Raw genomic sequence first — 18045 nt, 5'->3', positions numbered from 1 at the left:
GGGAGAAGGATCGCATAATTGATCTTAATATAAAGAATCTTCGCACCCAGTCGCTCTAAAGGAATAATCAATATAAGTAATAATTCGACTGAATTGACTCTAAATCATTTTTTAAATAATGCCCAAAAATATAACAAACAATATATAATTGCTCTTTTTTATCCATTAAAAATACGCATCATACATAAAATAAAGTTCAGGAATTAAATGAAAACCCACACTGAAATACTCGAAGAGCTAGGCTTGTTATATGAAAAGAATCAATTACCAACCATTGAATCTTCTGTTGAACCAAATGGTGGAGTTCTGAACCTGGATAAAGTGCTGGCCGATAATCCAGAATGCTGGGATACCATCGCTATAGGTGCCTCCCAACTTGAGAAAAAGTCGATCATTCTCCAATGTAATTTAAATGAATCATCAAAAAATTTCCAATTGAAACAACGTGTTATAAAAAAATTAATTGAAGATAATTTTTCCGTATACGTTCCGACCCAGGAAGGTTTAAAAAAAATAGAGGATGAGGAACAAGTGGCGCTCATCGATAAGCTGTATTGTAAGTTAGATTCAACTCAAGAAACTGCCCAGCTAAAAAAACTAAATCTTGTCGGCGATCGCATTACTGTTTTGGATGTACCTCGATTTGATGATCTTTGTGCAAACATTTTAAACTCCCCTACTGCTTTTTTTCATTTTATCAACTTCATCACCCTCGATTTTGTGCATCTGTACAGCGAACTGGGTTACAGCGAAATGTGCAAAAGTGATTTAAACAGTGCCCTGGAATGGTCTTTTGATACCGCGCCTAATCCGGATACAGATTGGCGAAAAAAATACGTGCATTTTGAGGAAAAAATTTCTAGCAGAAACCCAGAAGAACCAATTCCCACTTTTTTGCAATCGGGTCAAGCGGTAAATATCGCAGAAGAACGCGATAATCTTTATCTTTCCTATTTACTACAAAATTATCCTGACTTACTCAAAAAACCAACCCATATTTCTTTGGCCAACAACAGATTACCCTTATTTTCTTTTCTCAACCGAAGAGAAAACCTATTTTCACTGTCCATAGACTGTTGTGAATTTGGACCCGATGAAGCAGAAGAAGACCCGGATGATGAAGTCCTGTTAACGACTGCTTTAAGATTTTTTTTCGCCCAAGAAGTGCGATTTTCTGCACAGTATCTTGCTACTTTATTAAATAACTCACCTCATTTGGTATCTCTTTGTCTTCTGAATGGCTCGGTGAAACATCATACTCCACTAGCACTTAATCCTAAAAAATTAACTCATTTAAAAACCATTTCTCTGGTCAATGAGTGGATGGCGATCTCTCTAATCAGCGATTTAATTAATGCAACTTCCAATTTAACTGAGCTCAATTTATCTAAGTGTTTCGGACCTTGGGATAGCCCCCTTACAATTAATGCGCCACTGACTCATTTAAAAGAACTGTGCGTCAATGCCAGTCTTATTTTTGATGATCTCTACACGCTTGTTAATTCGGCTCCCAATCTCGAATTATTAATCATATCCGGGTTTGATTGGATGGAATATGAAGCGCCTCTAATTCAATTAGAGAATCCGCTCAAAGCGCTAAAAAAAATGGTTATCACGCACGGATTGATGACTGCGGGACAACTCCAAAATCTCCTGAATTGTGCTCCGAATTTAACCCATTTTGACATGTCGTCTTGCTCCATTGACATCGAGTCAATCAATGTTGCACCCAATTCGCTACCCAATTTAAAAGAGTTCATTGCCCTAAAAAATAATCTAAACACCAAACAATTACTTAACCTTTTAGCCGCGGCACCTAATTTATATGAGATTAAAATTAATAATCCCTCGAATCTCCTTGACCTGCTTAATAGTTTGAACCATGGGTCGCTTCCTTCTTTAACGCACATTTCCTTTACTTCAAAGGCATTGACTTTTGCGGAGTTAAATCAATTAATTAAAGTGGCACCTAATTTAAAATCAATATCCTATCCTAATCCCCAAAATAAAATGGAGCGACTTACATCACAATGGCTTCAAGACAGTTATCCTCAAATTGAAATAAAATTTTTAGAAGAGAGCTCAAATAACTCCCAAGGATTGGTGGTACCGAGTGATGGTTCTTTATCGCTTGATGGACATATTGGTAAAAACGATCACATCCCCACCTTGCCTGCGCGAACAATTTTCAGAGCCAAAGAAGGTCCAGATCCTCTAGTTTCAGACTATCACCTTGAGTCATTTTTTTGGTTTGCTCCCACCAAAAGCTTTAGACCCTATGTCCCTGAAGAAAAGCATTTAGCACCCGTTTCTGAATCCTTAAAACGCTCTACACAACAATTGGAAGAACAGTTTGACCATCCAGATACACCCAAAAATACGGTGTATGGTCAATTTATTTTTGAAAATCCCCAAGTCGACAGATGGCTTCAATTACCTGCTTTAAGTGCCTACGATAAACTCATTAACTATGCAGCAGAACATCCGGATTTTGAAATTAAAAGGTGTAATTTTTCAGGTTATTACTTCATCAAGTTCAATAAAAAAGTAGAATCTTGTCTGGTGAATTACATTCTTGAACCAAGGAATAATATTGATTTCACCCTGGACCAAAAGGCTCCCAAAGAACATCTCAAATGGATATCCCAATTATCTTTTGATGCCACAGGAAAATTAGTTGACTGTGAAGCATATCGAAGATTGTTACAACTTGATGTCATAGAACGTATTCAAGCATTAGCCGAATATTGCCGTTTTGAAAAAGAATCGGCAGAGTCGGATATAAAAGGTAATGTGATTGATGTTTTGAATGCTTTAATTAAAAAACGAGCCGGGGTTTGTAGACACCGTGCGCAACTTTTTTCTGCTCTGGCGGATGCCTTGAACATCGGTGCCAGTCTTATTGATAACGACGTTCACCAATTCATACGAGTACACCAAAAAAGCCTACGTTTTACTTTGAATTTAGGTGGAGGAGCAGCAGACATTATTAACCTGCCGATCCCATCACTTAAAAAAAGGCAAGAAGCGAAGACTCAGGAAGAATCTGTAGCGACAACAAAGAAAGCCGTCCCTCCCTTAAAAGCAGGCAATCGATTTCAAACCTGGAATAACTTCCCGATTCAAGCCCAAAATGCAGATGAACTGGCAAAGAAACTTTCTGCTAAAGATTCGCACGTAAGACAATGGCTTATTTTTAAAAACAATCAAGGTATAGACGCGCTGCATCAAGCATCCTTGCTGTGTAAAAACACGTTGTTTTCACGAGACTTGGATTCGCTGGTGCTTCATCACACGAGGGTCGAGGATCACAAGGATCAGAAAGTAGATAGCCCAATAAGTCAATTTTTAAAGAATGCAACATTAAATCCAAATGAATCCTTTACTTGGTTCATTAACTGGTCTGATCCCAAGGCACGTCATGTCAGCTTAAATAGCATTATTGATAATGAAGACCGTAATCTCGGAGGTCTCCCTATCCCCTCTAATGTGCATATTGTCGTAGGAATGGACGAACGCTCCGCATGCAAAATGGGTGATGATTTTTATTCTCGTTTTGATGCAATCAGCCAAGCACCTGAACTCCCTGCCATCGTTTTGCCAGAAATTAAATTAAATCAACCGATAAGCGATGATGATGTCCTTTTCCCTTCGCCGCTCAATTGGGAGTCCATTTTTCTAGGACGGCATACTTTTAATGAGGGAACTCTAGACATTGCACCGGGTGCGCTCATAAAGGCATCTAAAAATAAAACCACCAAGTTAGTGTTGCATAATGCGCCATTTGAAGACCCTAAATTCCGTTTCTTGATCAAAGAATTAATGGCTAAAAAGCGCTTTTTCTTTAATGGTGAATGGCATGAGTTGCATAAGGATTTTCACCTGGAATTTGCCCAACCTGATTTGAGTATTTATCCCGAGGTGATTACGCCTAAAGAAACGCCTGCAAAAAAGCGAATTGTTAACCAGACAACTCTGCCCTTATTTTTTAATCAATACAAAATCACTGAAAAGCATACGCTTAAACCGCTGCCGGGATTTTTTGCGGCAGATCCCGCTCTTGAATTGATCGTCACCGATAATTTAACTGAAATCCAGTGGTATAGCCTCTTAAGAGAAGCCCAAAAAGCATCCTGCGCCCTAACGATTAAAGCAACACCTAAGGTATTCATTCCTGAGTCATTAAAAAAATGGGTAATTCCCATAGAACCATTAGGACAAAAGAGCCGTCTCATTATTTCCAATGATTTAGATGATGCAGAGGAAAAATATAGACCAGAAGGCACCATCACCATCAATGTTGATCCTAAAACCAATTTTAACAGTTTGTTCTTTCATGTATCATTAAAAGACAAACAATTTAAAGGTGAAGACACTGAATTACTAAAAGCCATTAAAGGGGGCAAACCGGTAATTCTCAAAGGACAATTCGCAACAACTTTTGCCCAACAATTACAGACCCTCTTCGTTGATCCACCCACACTTTGGGTCAATGGTGAACCCGTTTCAGCTTCAAACATCACCTTAATTACTGACCATGCAGCTCCTTTTAAAGCCGTCCATAAGACAACCCATGAGTACAAACCTGAAGAAGATTTCGCCCGCTTAACGCCTGGTTTAGCAGAACAGTTAAAGAAAACCTACCAACGGCTCCAACTGACAGCATGTCATAGCCATTTTATTGATTTGCCTAAGGACCCAACCCAGCATGCAAAATGGCTGGATCATTTAATCCTGCGACTAGAGCACCGAGCAGGAATTCTTCCTGACCATGCGGAACCAACTACTCCTGAAATGGTAATGAACTATCTGGACAATCATTCCTTTGTGTTTCTAACGAGTAAAACTGGAGCTGGGAAGAGCTATTTTGTCGAGAAAATCCTGCCTCAGTACGGTAAGCAACATCTAAAACCTATCAAAATCTATCATGGATTGGCTGGAGTAAAAGACTGGCTTGAGCATCAGGATACGAGACAACCCATATTATTTCTTGATGAAGCCAATATCAGTCAGAATCATTATGCATTGTTCGAAGCACTTGCACGAGGAGATAAAGAGTTTTGGTATGAAGGAACCTGTTACCCATTAAAAAAACATAAAATTATCTTTGCAGGTAATCCGACTGATTATGAGGGACGTTTTGAGCCTGATTTATTTAGACGCTTCCCCCATTATTTGTCCTTTGAAGGGCAACCCTTGGATAAAATTTTAAGTCCTTTACTTGAGCACTATGATGATGCAAAAAGCTTATTCAATCTCATTCAAACCTACTATATCAAAGCACAAGCTGCCGGACTGAATATTACCTCCCGCAATGCGCAAATGATGTGTCTGCGCTTTTTCATCTTAAAAGAGTTGTCGCAAACTAAATTGCTATCCCATGATTTTCTCATGCGCTATGCCATTTTAAGTGAAATCAAAACATTAAATCTCGATAAAAAACTGAGCCAATCGATTCGTCTTGACATAAAGCAGGAAAAAAGCTGGAAACAAGAAAAAAAGTCACTTAAAGAAGTCTTAGCACAATTACAGCCTCAAACGATTGATAAAAAATTCATTTGGACTGACTCACGCAAGAAAATAGCATTAAGCATCGAAATGTTGTTGCTTATTCGAGAAAAAAAGATAAAAGGTCTTTGGGATCAGGAATTGGGTATCAATGGAATCATTCTTGAAGCAGAACCCGGTCTGGGTAAAAGTCAATTAGTCTATGCGTTGCTAAAAGCAAAAGGGGTTGAATACAACACCATTGCCCCAACCAATCCTAAAGAAGTACAAGCGAAACTCTTAGATGCCTTTCATAAAGGACAAATCGTTTTTATTGAAGAATTCAATACCCAAGTGCATGAAGAATTACTTAATGCATTACTTTCAGGCTATGACCTCGAAGGAAATCCACCAAAAAAACCCGGCTTTTGCCTCATTGGGACCCAAAACCCAACCACATTTCACGGCAGACAACCCTTATCCAAAGCATTAGATAATCGTCTGATGTTGGCCGAATTAAGCCATTATAACTTCAGCGAATTCATCCAAATACTGACTGAAAAATTCCAATTACTTGTAGAGAAGGCAAAAACATTGACCGAAGAATATTTTTCAGCACGCACCTATGCGCAAAGTCAAAGCTTATTTCCACCGCCAAACCCACGAAATGTAATGAAAGTGGCGGAGGAAGAACAAAGAAATGAAGTATCGGTGTATTAGCGCTCGATAGCAATTACAGAAGCTGCATGTGTAGTAGTTTGGGCCTTGGCCGAACATTTTTAATTGCAAGCAAAGTCTTTTTGTTGGGTCAAGGTTTCACCTGCTTCAACGCAGGTTTCATTAAAGCATCCAAGCTATGACACTCACAAAATTCCTATTGGACTACACTTGAATTATAAGAGGAATAACAGGAGTGCTCAAATGGACACATCGAAGTTTTTAAGTAAGGTCCTTGGGATTTATCTAATTGTGGTCAGCCTGGCCATTTTAATCAACCTGCATCAATTTACACTCTATGTCCAAGAGTTGTTAAAGGATGGTCCATTAATGCTCGTCCTGGGGTTTTGGACCTTTACTCTGGGTTTACTGATGGTTGTAGGCCATAATGTTTGGCAATGGAGCTGGCGACTTTTAATCACGATTATGGCCTGGATTATTTTGTTAAAAGGTGCGAGTATGATTTTTTATCCGCATTATATTGATAGAGCGACCCTTTTATTTGTGCAAAATAAAAGTATTGCCTACAGCGCTGTCGGGTTTGATCTGATCATTGGCATCATCCTCTGCTATTTGGGTTTTAAACGTTAAACTTGCAGCCAATCGAGCAGGCTAGAAATATAAATAGATCCTAGTCAATTTATAGAGGATTAGGTAAAGTATTAAGACGGATTATTTTTTCGATTAAGGGACGGGTAATGAAAATTTTGGCAAAATCGCTTTTTTGTACGGTCTTTTTAGCTAATATTGCTTTTGCTGATGACATATCACAATTCAATACACAAATTCAAAGCCAGTTAAAACAATTGCAAACCGATCAACAACAGCAAACCCAACAGATGAACACCCAGCTGCAGGAGCAAATTAAAAAAGTACAAGCTGATTTGCAACAACAAATACAATCGGTAAATGCTCAATTGCAAAATCAGATAAAAACAGTACAAAGTCAGCTACAGATGCAAATACAAACTGTAAATTCTCAAGTGCAACAATTAGCAAGCAAACAAGCATCGCAACCGATATCCGTTCCAGCTCCAGCTGCTCCGGGAAAAAAATAAAATAATTAAATCACCTTTCCCGCGCGAGCGGGAACTCTTTATTCCACACCTTCTTAATTCTTCCTCATTTTTGCTTTCATCTCTTTTTGTCTTCTCACAATTCTTAATCAAAAGAATCATAGAAGATGACAAAAGAATTTCTCACCTGATCTAGGTTTAAGCAAAAAATGCATTAACAGTATATACTTTAAGATAAAACTGGATCAGAGCAACAGATGCACGAATTTGTATGTAGTTGAGGGGCTGAGTGAGGGAACATGACCAGACGTCAAATTGACTATCAAAAAGTGGCTAACGCCGCAGAACGAGTTAAAAAACAAGGCCGAGAACCATCGCTTACGAATGTATGCGAAGAATTAGGAATGATTACACCAACTCCTAATCTCTCCACGCTACTCGAAAAATGGTATCACACACAACCTGAGTTTCAGCGCTCTATTAAAGCCCCACTGTCAGAAAATATTAATGTGAAACCCCATAACATTCTTGAAAAAAACATAGAATTGGAAAAGTCCTTATCTCTATTACGCGCTACTCTTGAATCGACTGCTGATGGCATCATGATGGTTAATGGTAAAGGACAGGTGGTGGATTGGAATCAAAAGTTCGTGGAAATGTGGCGAATTCCCTCCCATATGTTGGAATCGGGCACCGAAAGTATCGGTTTTGAATACATCTTACAACAGCTAAGTAATCCCGAAGCAGTCATCGCTGATGTGAAGTATCTTTATGAAAATCCAGAATGGCAAGGAGAATTACCTGTTTTACATTTTAAAGACGGACGAATTTTTGAGCGCTTTACGCAACCACAACGGATAGGTTCTGAAATTGTTGGCAGAGTATACAGTTTTAGGGATATAACCCAAAAACTAATGGAGGAAGATGAGCTTCGCATCCGAGAACGTGCCATTGAAGCAAGTACGCATGGTGTAGTGATCATTGATATTTCCAAACCCAATTTGCCGATTATTTATGTTAATAAAGCCTTCGAGCGCATCACTGGATACAGTGAACGACAAATATTAGGACAAAATCTTACCTTTTTGCATGGCAGCAAAATGGAGCATGTCAATCAAAAGCGAATTAACCTGGCAATTAAGGAACTACGTGAAGAAACAGTGGAGTTAGAAAGCTACCGACGCAATGGCGAAGTGTTCTGGGCGGAAGTGAGTGTCGCTCCAGTTAGGGATTCATTTGATAACGTCAAACATTATGTCTGTATTCTTAACGACATTACGCAACGACGTGAGATGGAACAACAACTAATCCAACAAGCAACTCATGATTCGCTCACTGAATTGCCTAACCGAGTATTATTAATTGACCGTGTGGATCAAGCCATTTTACAAGCGAAGAAAAAAGGTTCTATGTTAGGCTTTTTATTCCTTGATCTGGATCATTTCAAAATGACTAATGATACTTTGGGGCATAGCATTGGAGACCGATTGTTACAAGCAGTGTCCAACCGCTTACTTATTGCTACAGATGATTTTGATACCGTTTGCCGCTTAGGCGGTGATGAGTTTGTCATTTTATTACAAGATGTGGCGACTGAAATGCAAGCGCAACAAAAGGCAGAAGAAATTCTCACTTCAATCGCAAGACCCATTCAAATTGATCAGCACAATTTAAAAATTACCGGCAGCATCGGTATTAGCTATTTTCCTAAAGATGGTGATGATTACGAATCTTTAATGAAAAGTGCCGATCTATCGATGTATCATGCCAAAGACAGCGGCCGCAATACCTATCGCACTTATGATAAAGAGATGAACATGCGCATCATTAACCGCATGCAACTCGATAATGCGTTACGTGATTCACTTAGGAGAAATGAATTTCATCTGGTCTATCAACCCTTTATTAATTTAGCTACAAACAAAATTATTGGCTTTGAAGCCTTATTGCGCTGGCACAGCCATATTCTAGGCGATGTACCACCCAATGATTTTATTAGCATGGCTGAGGAAAATGGTTTAATTCTTGATATTGGTCTGTGGGTTTTGCGCGAAGCATGCAGCCAACTGGTACGTTGGCATGCACAAGGTTATGATCAGCTAACCGTTGCTGTAAATATTTCGGGACGGCAATTCCGTCAAGCACATTTATCTGAAGTCATTGAAAAAATCCTTCTTGAAACTGGCTTGCCGGCTAAATTCCTGGAATTGGAACTTACTGAAAGCTTACTTGTCGATAATGTAAAACATGCTGTGGAAACCATGTATGAATTGAAAGACATGGGGGCAAAATTAGTCATCGATGATTTTGGCACTGGCTACTCCAGTTTATCTTATCTCAAGCAATTTCCTGTAGATAAATTAAAAATTGATCGTTCATTTATTAGTGAGTTAGTCAATCGGGAAAATGATGCCGCCATTACACGAGCCATCATCAACTTAGGGCATAGCTTAAATTTAGAGGTACTCGCTGAAGGAGTAGAAACCGACTTACAACGTGAATTTATTATGCAACATGGTTGTGATTACGCTCAGGGATATTATTTTGCCATGCCTCAAAAACCAGAAGAATTACGCGACTTTATTCTTGGTCATCTTTAGAATCGCTACAACGCCACATCACCCGAAGCCGCCTCTAAGTCATCTCGAGCTTCCTCCTGTTCATCCATCCCGAAACGTCTACCCGTCATCCAGCGTAGCGAGGGATCTCCTCGCTGTGGCTCGGTATGATGCTCTATTTATATTTCCTATGATTCGTTCAAATCGGTATGATTTTTGCTGGTAAAAATTAGGTTGAGAAGTATTAAGAGAGTTTTTATGTGGCATTGATTGATTAATTGAAACAAGCAGTCGCAGTACTTTGTTACCCGATATGATTTGGAAGGGTTCACTGCTTTTAAGGAAATAGCTAAACAGGGGCAGAGGTCGCTGGCATTAGGTTAAGAATCCCCTCCTACTTGTGGGAAGGGGTAGGGATGAGGGTTCATTCGTTGCAATCCCCTCATCCGCCCTAGCGGACACCCGCTCCCTTTTAGTGCGAAGGAATATTTCCCAAAATGGCAGTATTGAAACCTAGCCTCACATACGGCTGCGATTGTTATAAAGGAGAATGGAATGAAAGAGGTAACCGTTATTGGCTCAGGTTTGGCAGGAACTTTACTTGCACTCTATCTGGCCAAAAGAGATTATAAACTTGAGCTTGTTGATGCACGGCCTGATCTAAGATTTATGAGTACAGATGATGGACGCTCCATCAACCTGGCCTTGTCATGTCGTGGCATTACCGGCATGGAAGGTGTAGGCATCATGCCGCTGGTGAAAAAGCTCATGGTTCCTATGCGCGCCCGTGCGATTCATGAACTTCAGGGACAAATTAAATTCCAATCCTTTGGACGGCATCATGATGAATACATCAATGCCATTCAACGCAATGAACTCAATATGTTACTGCTTAATGAATTAGAAAAATTTCCTAAGGTTAAACTCAATTTCAACAGGAAACTCATTGATTTGGATGTCGACAAAAAAAGGGTTACTTTTGAATTACCGGATGGTTCCTTCATAAAACAAAAATATGAGCTTTTAATTGGTGCGGATGGCGCGGGTTCATGCGTTCGTGAACAATTAAGGGCAAAACATTTGGTTCATGCCTCACGCACGTTCCTACCTTATGGATACAAAGAGCTTTCCATTGGAGAGCCTGCACAAAATCATCTCATTCACGAACATTTACACCTGTGGCCAAGAGATGCCTTTTTATTGCTAGGCAATCCCAATCTTAACCAGTCGATTACAGGATCCTTGTTCTTGCCCACTGAAGGAAAAAACAGCTTCGCTGAACTGGAAAATGAATTGAAAATCAATGCCTTTTTTAAAGAATCCTTTCCAGATGCTTTTGCGCAAATGCCTAATTTATTGGAAGAGTTTACGCAACACCCTATGGGTAATATGAGTACTATAAAATGCGACCCTTGGTATTACCAAGATCAATGCTTATTAATCGGAGATGCCGCTCATGGTGTAGTCCCCTTCTTTGGCCAGGGAATGAATAGTGCTTTTGAAGACTGTCGTATTTTAAATGACCTTCTGGATAAATATCATGATGACTGGAAGCAAGTCATGCCGGCATTTTACCAATCGAGGAAAGTAAATACTGATGCGGTGGCTCAAATGTCACTGGATAACTTCCATGAAATTCAAATTGATATTAGAGACAAGCAATTTAACTTAAAGAAACAGCTGGAACACGAATTAATGCATCGATATCCAGAACATTATGTTTCAAAACATGTTTTGGTCATGTTTACCAATACTCCATACGCTGAGGCACAAGCGCATGGGGAGTTACAAGCACAATTTTTAAATAAAATATGCGACAAAGTGGAGCGAATTGAAGCGATTGATTGGAATAAAGTAGAGAAAGAACTTAAACAATATGACAAAAAATTGGCATAATTAAACTGAATTTTAAATTATGTTAAAAAATTCAAGGGACTTCTTTGTCAAAAATTTGACATGATGGTGTTTTTTTACTCATTTTTATTGACGGAGTACACTGCTTTTGGATGAAAAAAAGGGGCAAATTCTCCTTTTTTATCGTATTCGAGCAAAAAAAAGAAAAAAAAAGTTGGTATGCGTCATGCATTGTTAAAATTGTCCAACAAATTTATTCTCATGGAGATGGCTATGAAAATCATACAAGATTATATTGATTCCAAACAACAAGAATTCATGAATCATCCTTTTTTTGAAATACTCGAACAATTGAAAAGTTTAAAAGAATTGAGTTACTTTGTTCCTGAACTAACCTTTTGGGCAATGACGTTCCAAGATATTTTAAGAATAAATGAAGAACGAGTTAACGACCCCTACTTAAGAAAAGTTGCTCGTCATCATAGGCTCGAAGACGCAGGCCATGAAAAATGGTTTCTGCATGATAAAAAATATATGGGAGCAGTTAATATCGATTCAACAAATGATACAAATGATGTAAGTTGGCTTTATAGTAAAGAAACTCAATTAACTCGTGATGCCGCCTATGCTATTTTAGCAGAAGTTTATAAAGCGAATGATGAAATTCTCAATATTGTTCTCCTTTTAACTATTGAATCATCAGGACACGTTTTCTTTGAAAAAGTATCAAAACAAGTGAAAAACACAGGAGAAGATAAAAACCTCAAATATTTCTCTACATCACACTTAGAAGTAGAAATGGCCCATGCCTTGTTTGAAGAAGAAATGGAACGATCATTGTTTTCGAGAAAAGTACCTATCCACACTCGCCGCGAAGCATTAAAAATGGTAGACCGATGCTATGATGCATTTAACAAGATGTTTGATGGATTGATTATTGCTTGTAATCGAAGACTCGAATTGGCAAAACAAAGGAATCATCAAGATGCTGCAAACAAAGAACCAGTGGAACTCATTTCACATAAAGCAGTGTAAAAAAGAGTTTGGACAAGCGGTGCTCAGCGATGAGCACTCGCTTTTTTTATTTCAAGAAGATTTTGGTAAACTCATACACTCCAACCCCCTAGCCGTCTTCGAGCCTAAGACCATTGAAGACCTGCAATCATTTATCCAATATGCCAATACCCATCAATTGCCTATCACAGTTCGTGGCAATGGAATGAGCCAAAGCGGGCAATCGCTTGCAGTTCCAGGTGGATTAATCCTAAGTATGAGACACTTCAACAATACATCGAAAGCTGATGCAGATTCGATTTGGGTTGACGCCAACGCCACATGGGCAGCTTTATTAGAGAGCTCGTTAAAACAATCAATGGTTCCTTATGTAGTTCCCCATAATTGTAATTTATCCGTTGGAGGTGTGCTTTCTGCTGGAGGTGTAGGTGCTGCATCATCAAAATACGGTAGCGTTGTGGCTCATGTAAAAGCCTTAGAAGTGGTGCAAGCAAATGGAACAGTGGTCCATCTAGAGCAGCATTCACCTTTAATGTCTGCTTGTTTGGGCGGGCAAGGACGCTTTGGTCTGATCACCAAAGCGCGCATTGCCTTAAGACCTTGTTTGAAAAAAGTGAGAACATTTTTTTTGCTTTATGCAGATAAGAACGAATGGCTGCATGACATGCTTTTGTGCCAAACCAATGCAGATTATGTGGAATCATTTTGCACACCAGCACTACAAGGTGCGAAATTATCGCCAAAAGGTCGCCTCCCTTTTGCGCAATGGTTTTATGCGCTGCATGTCGCTGTGGAATATGATAATAATCCTCCTGCTTTCAGTGATTTAGGCTTAAAACCCTGGCGACTTTTACATACCCAAGATGAATTAATCCATTCTTATTTACATCGCCATGATTCACGCTTTAATGCGATGAAAATGAATGGGCAATGGGAGCTACAACATCCATGGTACGAGTGTTTTATATCTGGTGCACAATTGGAAAACCTGGAGGAGATATTAGCTACTTTGCCTTTACACTATGCTACTGTAGTACATGTTGCACGAATTGCTTCACCCTCTCCGACGGGATTTTTACAACTTCCTAAAGGTAAAGATATTTTTGCCCTGATGATCCTGAATCCCGGTTTACCAAAAGCATTAATTCCAAGTTGCTTGGAAACCATCAAACACCTGGATGCACTCTTTCTACCGCAAGGAGGTAAACGCTATCTTTCTGGGTATTTAGGTGATGCTCCGGATAAACACTTTTGGCAACTTCATTTCGAAGACCGTTATGATGATTGGGTTCAATTGAAAGAGCAGTATGATCCACAAAATATTTTTTGCTCCGTGTTGTATCCCGAATAATTGTAACCTGGGGCAAACCCACAAATGTCCCCTCTCCCATAAAGTGGAGAGGGAATTCTTATTAACTTCAAAAATTGTGCCCGCTCCTCTATTTGGGTTTAAATTCCATTAAAGTAAATAAACTATTCGTTGGATAACTGTTTTTAAAAGTAAACCCTGTGGGTTCAATTGATTCTTGCCATTCGGATAAAGTACGTTGCCGTCCTCCTAATAAAACCATCATCACCAGATCCATCGTTTTATTTGGATGTGGCTTATTGTCATCGGGCATGACTTGTTCTGCAATAAATAAGGTTGCATTTTTAGGCATTTGTTGTGCGCAGTTTTTTAAGATTTTGTGCATCATTTCATCATTAAAATCATGCAGAACCCCCTTAAATACATAAGCATCTGCTTGGGGTATTGTCGCAAAAAAATCCCCTTCTTGAAGGGTAACTTGTTTAGAAAAGCTGTTGCGATCCAATTGACAAATCACGGCCGGCGTATCAAAAAGAATTGCTGTTAACTCAGGATATTGGCTGGTAATTGCTTTCAAAAGCCCTCCTCGGCCTCCCCCCATATCAACAATGCTGGAAAAAATGGAGAAATTAAATGCTTGGCTGATAGCTGTTTCATCATAAGAAGATAATTTCGCCATCCCTCTATCAAAATTTTGCTGTTTCTCTGGGTGTTGGCTAAGAAAACTAAAAAAATCATCTCCATGTTGCAGTTCAAACGCCGGCGTCCCGGTCTTAAGGCTGGCATCTAACTGAGAAAAAGCTTGCCACCAAACATCATCAACCATACACAATACATCACGCATGGAGTGAGGGTCATCATCGCGAAGCGGTTTAGATAATTCGGTTAACGAATAATAGCCATTATCGTAATGAAATAAATCATAACTTGTTAAAAATTTTAAAACCCTATCCAGCAACTCGGGCTTGCTTTCCGTGAGTTTTGCCAACTCATCAATCTTTTTAGGTCCAAATGCAAGATGATTCGCGATACCTAATTTGGCGATGGCATGTAATGCTCGTGAAACCACATACCACCGAGACATAATCGCTAATTGAAGCGGAGGGTTGTCCATTTGAGATTGCATTTATAATTCCTTTTAATATGATTTATTTATTATTGGTTAATTAGCTAAAAAAGTTAAGTATTAATCATGTAATTTCTCAATAAGTGCGGACTAATTCGATCTGTTCCTCTCCTCTGCTGCGTGCCCATAGCATGTAGGCGGTGTATTTGCCAACCTTATTGAGAGGGTACTTCTTTATCCCCAAAAAAAAGAACGCATAGATATCGAACTGTTCTCAATTCCCTCATAAATGAAAACCAATTCATCTTCATTTCGTGTTGCACCTAAAATATAGAGCAATGGATAATAATGATCCGTTGTAGGAACACTTAATTGACCTGCCTCGGTCTGATCATAATGATTGAGCAAAGCGATAAAATCTCGAGTGACTAGCTTTTCCTTGAGCCATTCATCATACTCTATTGCCCAATCATAGGGCCTTGATTTGCATTCCCAACTAATCTTAGAAAGGTTATGTACCAGATTACCACTACTGACTATCAGAATGCCTTGTTCACGTAACACTTGTAATTGCTGACCAATTTGATAATGAAATTCCACGGGTTGCTCTATGGCGATACTCAGTTGCACGATAGGAATATTTGCACGAGGATATACATGTCGCATCACCGACCAGGTTCCATGATCTAATCCCCATTGCCCGTCATCTAAATGAATGGGTGTCTTTGTCACAATGGTTTGAATCAGTTCTGCCGTTTCAGGGGAACCAGGGGCTGGATATGAGATATTGAACAGCTTTTTAGGAAACCCATAAAAATCATGAATCGTTTTAGGATTTGGCATATGGGTAACCCACGAACCTTCTGTGAGCCAGTGAGCTGAAATACATACGATTGCTTTTGGTTGAGGGATTTTATTACCTAATGCATGTAAACTCGAGGTAAATTTATTGGTTTGAATTGCATGCATAGGACAGCCGTGACCTATAAAAAGTAACGGCATCCGCGTGTTGCTGCCCCAATTATCCCTAATTTCCATAATCAAGCACCGTAAGTCAGTACTCACTTAGTATCAATATTAGTTGAAAAAAATCGCACCGGTTTAATTTCAGCCCTAAATTGAAAAAAAAGTTCCATGACCTATGACTGAATATTGGCTGTTTTTATGATGGCAACGGCAACGCTGCTGATGGGATGTTTACCTAAGGGAGTTCTTAACTTAAGGGCGAGAGGGAGTCCATTTCCGTACTCTAGCCTATAGATGATATTCTGTTGTTGGTGTTGCTTGTTGTTGGTGTTCTACTTCAGATTTTTGCTGGGGAATTTTAAAACCTCTTTGTTCAAGGCAAGAGGAATCTACAGGAATGATTTTGCCCCAATGACTCAGATGAATATTTTGCGCTGAATGGGATTTACTAAGTAATATATTAACGACATCATTTTCAAATCCTAGCGGGCCGCAAACAAAGATGGATGTTTCAGGATCAATATCTTTTGTCTTTAAATGTTCTGAAATACGTCCTGATTTAAACTGATTTCCTTGTTCCGCTGTAAATGAAATATAGTGTCGTGCATCTTGATTGAGCTTTAAAATTAACTTTGGAAATGGAAGATCTTCAAGCTGTTTTGCGGAATAAATAATTGAAACCTCTTTTCCTTCAGATGTTAAATTTTTATACATGTTTCTCATGACGGATTCTGCGGAACCAGCACAAATCAATAATACTTTTTGCCCTGTCGGCTTAAATTCATTTCCGCAGGGTGCATCAACTTCAAGATCTGAATTGACTTGACTTTCAGAGAGACAATTTTTCGCCCCTTGTTTCAATACTTGACTAATCTTGATATACGAATCATTTCTATCTGACGCAATAGCTAAATAAAGAGGTTTGCTGGATCCATGAATAACCATATATTGTCCATTCCCACAATCTTTTGGAGAGAGGCCGTTTATCTCTAAACTATAGACTTCGCTTTCTCCGTGTGTTTTCTTTTCTTTGAGTGTAGCTTTTTGATGTACCATGAGATGACCTCTAATAAACTTTAATTGAACAAATAATGCGCTATATTGGGAAGGACTCAGGAATTTCCGAGCATCGAAATCAACTCATTATGAGTTGAGCAGCGAATATCCGAAGTCCAGCATGTTGTGCTGATCATAAATTGCAACCACAGGGATTTGCTTTCTTTTGACCCTTGAAGCGCATTTATTATACAAATCATTCCTTAACGAATTATTATGTCCATTGTCCTGGAGGGTGATGAATTGTCTCAATTGATTGGCTGAAACAAATAGAATGAAACAAGTTAATATGAATTATATCTGGAGCGTTTATAGTATGGGCAACGAGCCCATACTGGGAAATAGAGTAACTACTCAGCTAATGCTACCGGCAGCATTGCTGCTTGACTCAAACTGGCGATTCTTACTCCAAAAGCAACGAGTAATCCTCCCATGATTTTAACAATATAAAATTGCAAACGATTCAGGTTGGTTTTGACATACTGATGGGTCAACATATAAGAAAGGCAGGAAAACCAAATCATGTGAATTAAAGCGATTTCTACCCCATAACCTAACTCAGCGGCAATGGAATGCCCAGGCTTTACAACTAAGGTAAAAAATGCCAGTAAAAACATAATTGCTTTGGGATTTAAAAGATTACACAACAAACCTTGATTAAAGGCTTGCAAACCCTTAATCGAATGCGTGGCGTGATGGGCATCCAACTTCATCATTTCACGTTTGGCCAATAAGCTTTTGATGCCAATATAAATCAGGTACGCTGCACCCAAATATTTGATAATACTAAATGCGAGCAATGATTTTGAAATAACCAGTGCCAGTCCTAAAATACAGTAACTTGCATGAATCAAGAGACTTACTGAAACCCCCAGGGCGGTATAAATTCCTGCTCCTCTGGAATAAAGTAAAGAATTCTTAGTCACCAGGGCAAAATCAGGTCCAGGAGAAATCGCAGCCAACATAATCAACATACTGATCGATAAAAACTCTTGCACAATA

The 18045-nt window shown here is 39.1% G+C and carries 11 protein-coding genes; 7 read left to right on the top strand and 4 right to left on the bottom strand.

What is annotated here, in order from left to right:
* Window positions 1-207: 207 nt before the first annotated feature.
* The 7 genes from ACF8MK_RS07795 (at window position 208) to ACF8MK_RS07765 (ending at window position 13997) form a co-directional block, all read left to right on the top strand.
* Window positions 208-6207 (top strand): hypothetical protein, encoded by a 6000-nt coding sequence (locus tag ACF8MK_RS07795; protein WP_392538821.1) that lies wholly within the window; start codon window positions 208-210, stop codon window positions 6205-6207.
* Between the two features lie 201 nt (window positions 6208-6408).
* Window positions 6409-6795 (top strand): hypothetical protein, encoded by a 387-nt coding sequence (locus ACF8MK_RS07790; protein WP_392538820.1) that lies wholly within the window; start codon window positions 6409-6411, stop codon window positions 6793-6795.
* A 107-nt stretch (window positions 6796-6902) separates the two neighbouring features.
* On the top strand, window positions 6903-7262 hold the full coding sequence (locus tag ACF8MK_RS07785) for a hypothetical protein (protein WP_265703215.1): 360 nt from the start codon (window positions 6903-6905) through the stop codon (window positions 7260-7262).
* A gap of 257 nt (window positions 7263-7519) precedes the next feature.
* Complete coding sequence (locus ACF8MK_RS07780) at window positions 7520-9820, top strand: EAL domain-containing protein (protein ID WP_392538819.1); 2301 nt, start codon at window positions 7520-7522, stop codon at window positions 9818-9820.
* 513 nt (window positions 9821-10333) lie between these two features.
* Complete coding sequence (locus ACF8MK_RS07775; protein ID WP_392538818.1) at window positions 10334-11674, top strand: FAD-dependent oxidoreductase; 1341 nt, start codon at window positions 10334-10336, stop codon at window positions 11672-11674.
* Between the two features lie 231 nt (window positions 11675-11905).
* Window positions 11906-12667 (top strand): hypothetical protein, encoded by a 762-nt coding sequence (locus ACF8MK_RS07770; protein WP_392538817.1) that lies wholly within the window; start codon window positions 11906-11908, stop codon window positions 12665-12667.
* Complete coding sequence (locus tag ACF8MK_RS07765) at window positions 12618-13997, top strand: FAD-binding protein (RefSeq protein ID WP_392538816.1); 1380 nt, start codon at window positions 12618-12620, stop codon at window positions 13995-13997. Before ACF8MK_RS07770 ends, ACF8MK_RS07765 begins: the two co-directional genes overlap by 50 nt.
* An 88-nt stretch (window positions 13998-14085) precedes the next feature.
* Here the strand turns inward: ACF8MK_RS07765 and ACF8MK_RS07760 are convergent, their stop codons facing one another.
* From ACF8MK_RS07760 to ACF8MK_RS07745, 4 genes are all read right to left on the bottom strand, one after another.
* Window positions 14086-15081, bottom strand: a complete 996-nt coding sequence (locus ACF8MK_RS07760) for a methyltransferase (protein WP_392538815.1) — start codon at window positions 15079-15081, stop codon at window positions 14086-14088.
* 174 nt (window positions 15082-15255) lie between these two features.
* Window positions 15256-16059 carry a 4,5-DOPA dioxygenase extradiol gene (gene ygiD, locus ACF8MK_RS07755; RefSeq protein WP_392538814.1) on the bottom strand — a complete coding sequence of 268 codons (804 nt, stop codon included), beginning with the start codon at window positions 16057-16059 and terminating at the stop codon, window positions 15256-15258.
* Between the two features lie 216 nt (window positions 16060-16275).
* Window positions 16276-17043: a hypothetical protein gene (locus ACF8MK_RS07750; RefSeq protein WP_392538813.1), complete on the bottom strand. Its 768-nt coding sequence runs from the start codon at window positions 17041-17043 to the stop codon at window positions 16276-16278.
* A gap of 350 nt (window positions 17044-17393) precedes the next feature.
* Window positions 17394-18041, bottom strand: a complete 648-nt coding sequence (locus ACF8MK_RS07745; protein ID WP_265703206.1) for a LysE family transporter — start codon at window positions 18039-18041, stop codon at window positions 17394-17396.
* Between the last annotated feature and the right edge of the window lie 4 nt (window positions 18042-18045).

Origin of the sequence: Legionella sp. 227 (genome assembly GCF_043161935.1) — a bacterium.
In the GTDB taxonomy this organism is placed as follows: domain Bacteria; phylum Pseudomonadota; class Gammaproteobacteria; order Legionellales; family Legionellaceae; genus Legionella; species Legionella sheltonii.
This window is presented reverse-complemented; position numbering and strand designations above follow the sequence as displayed.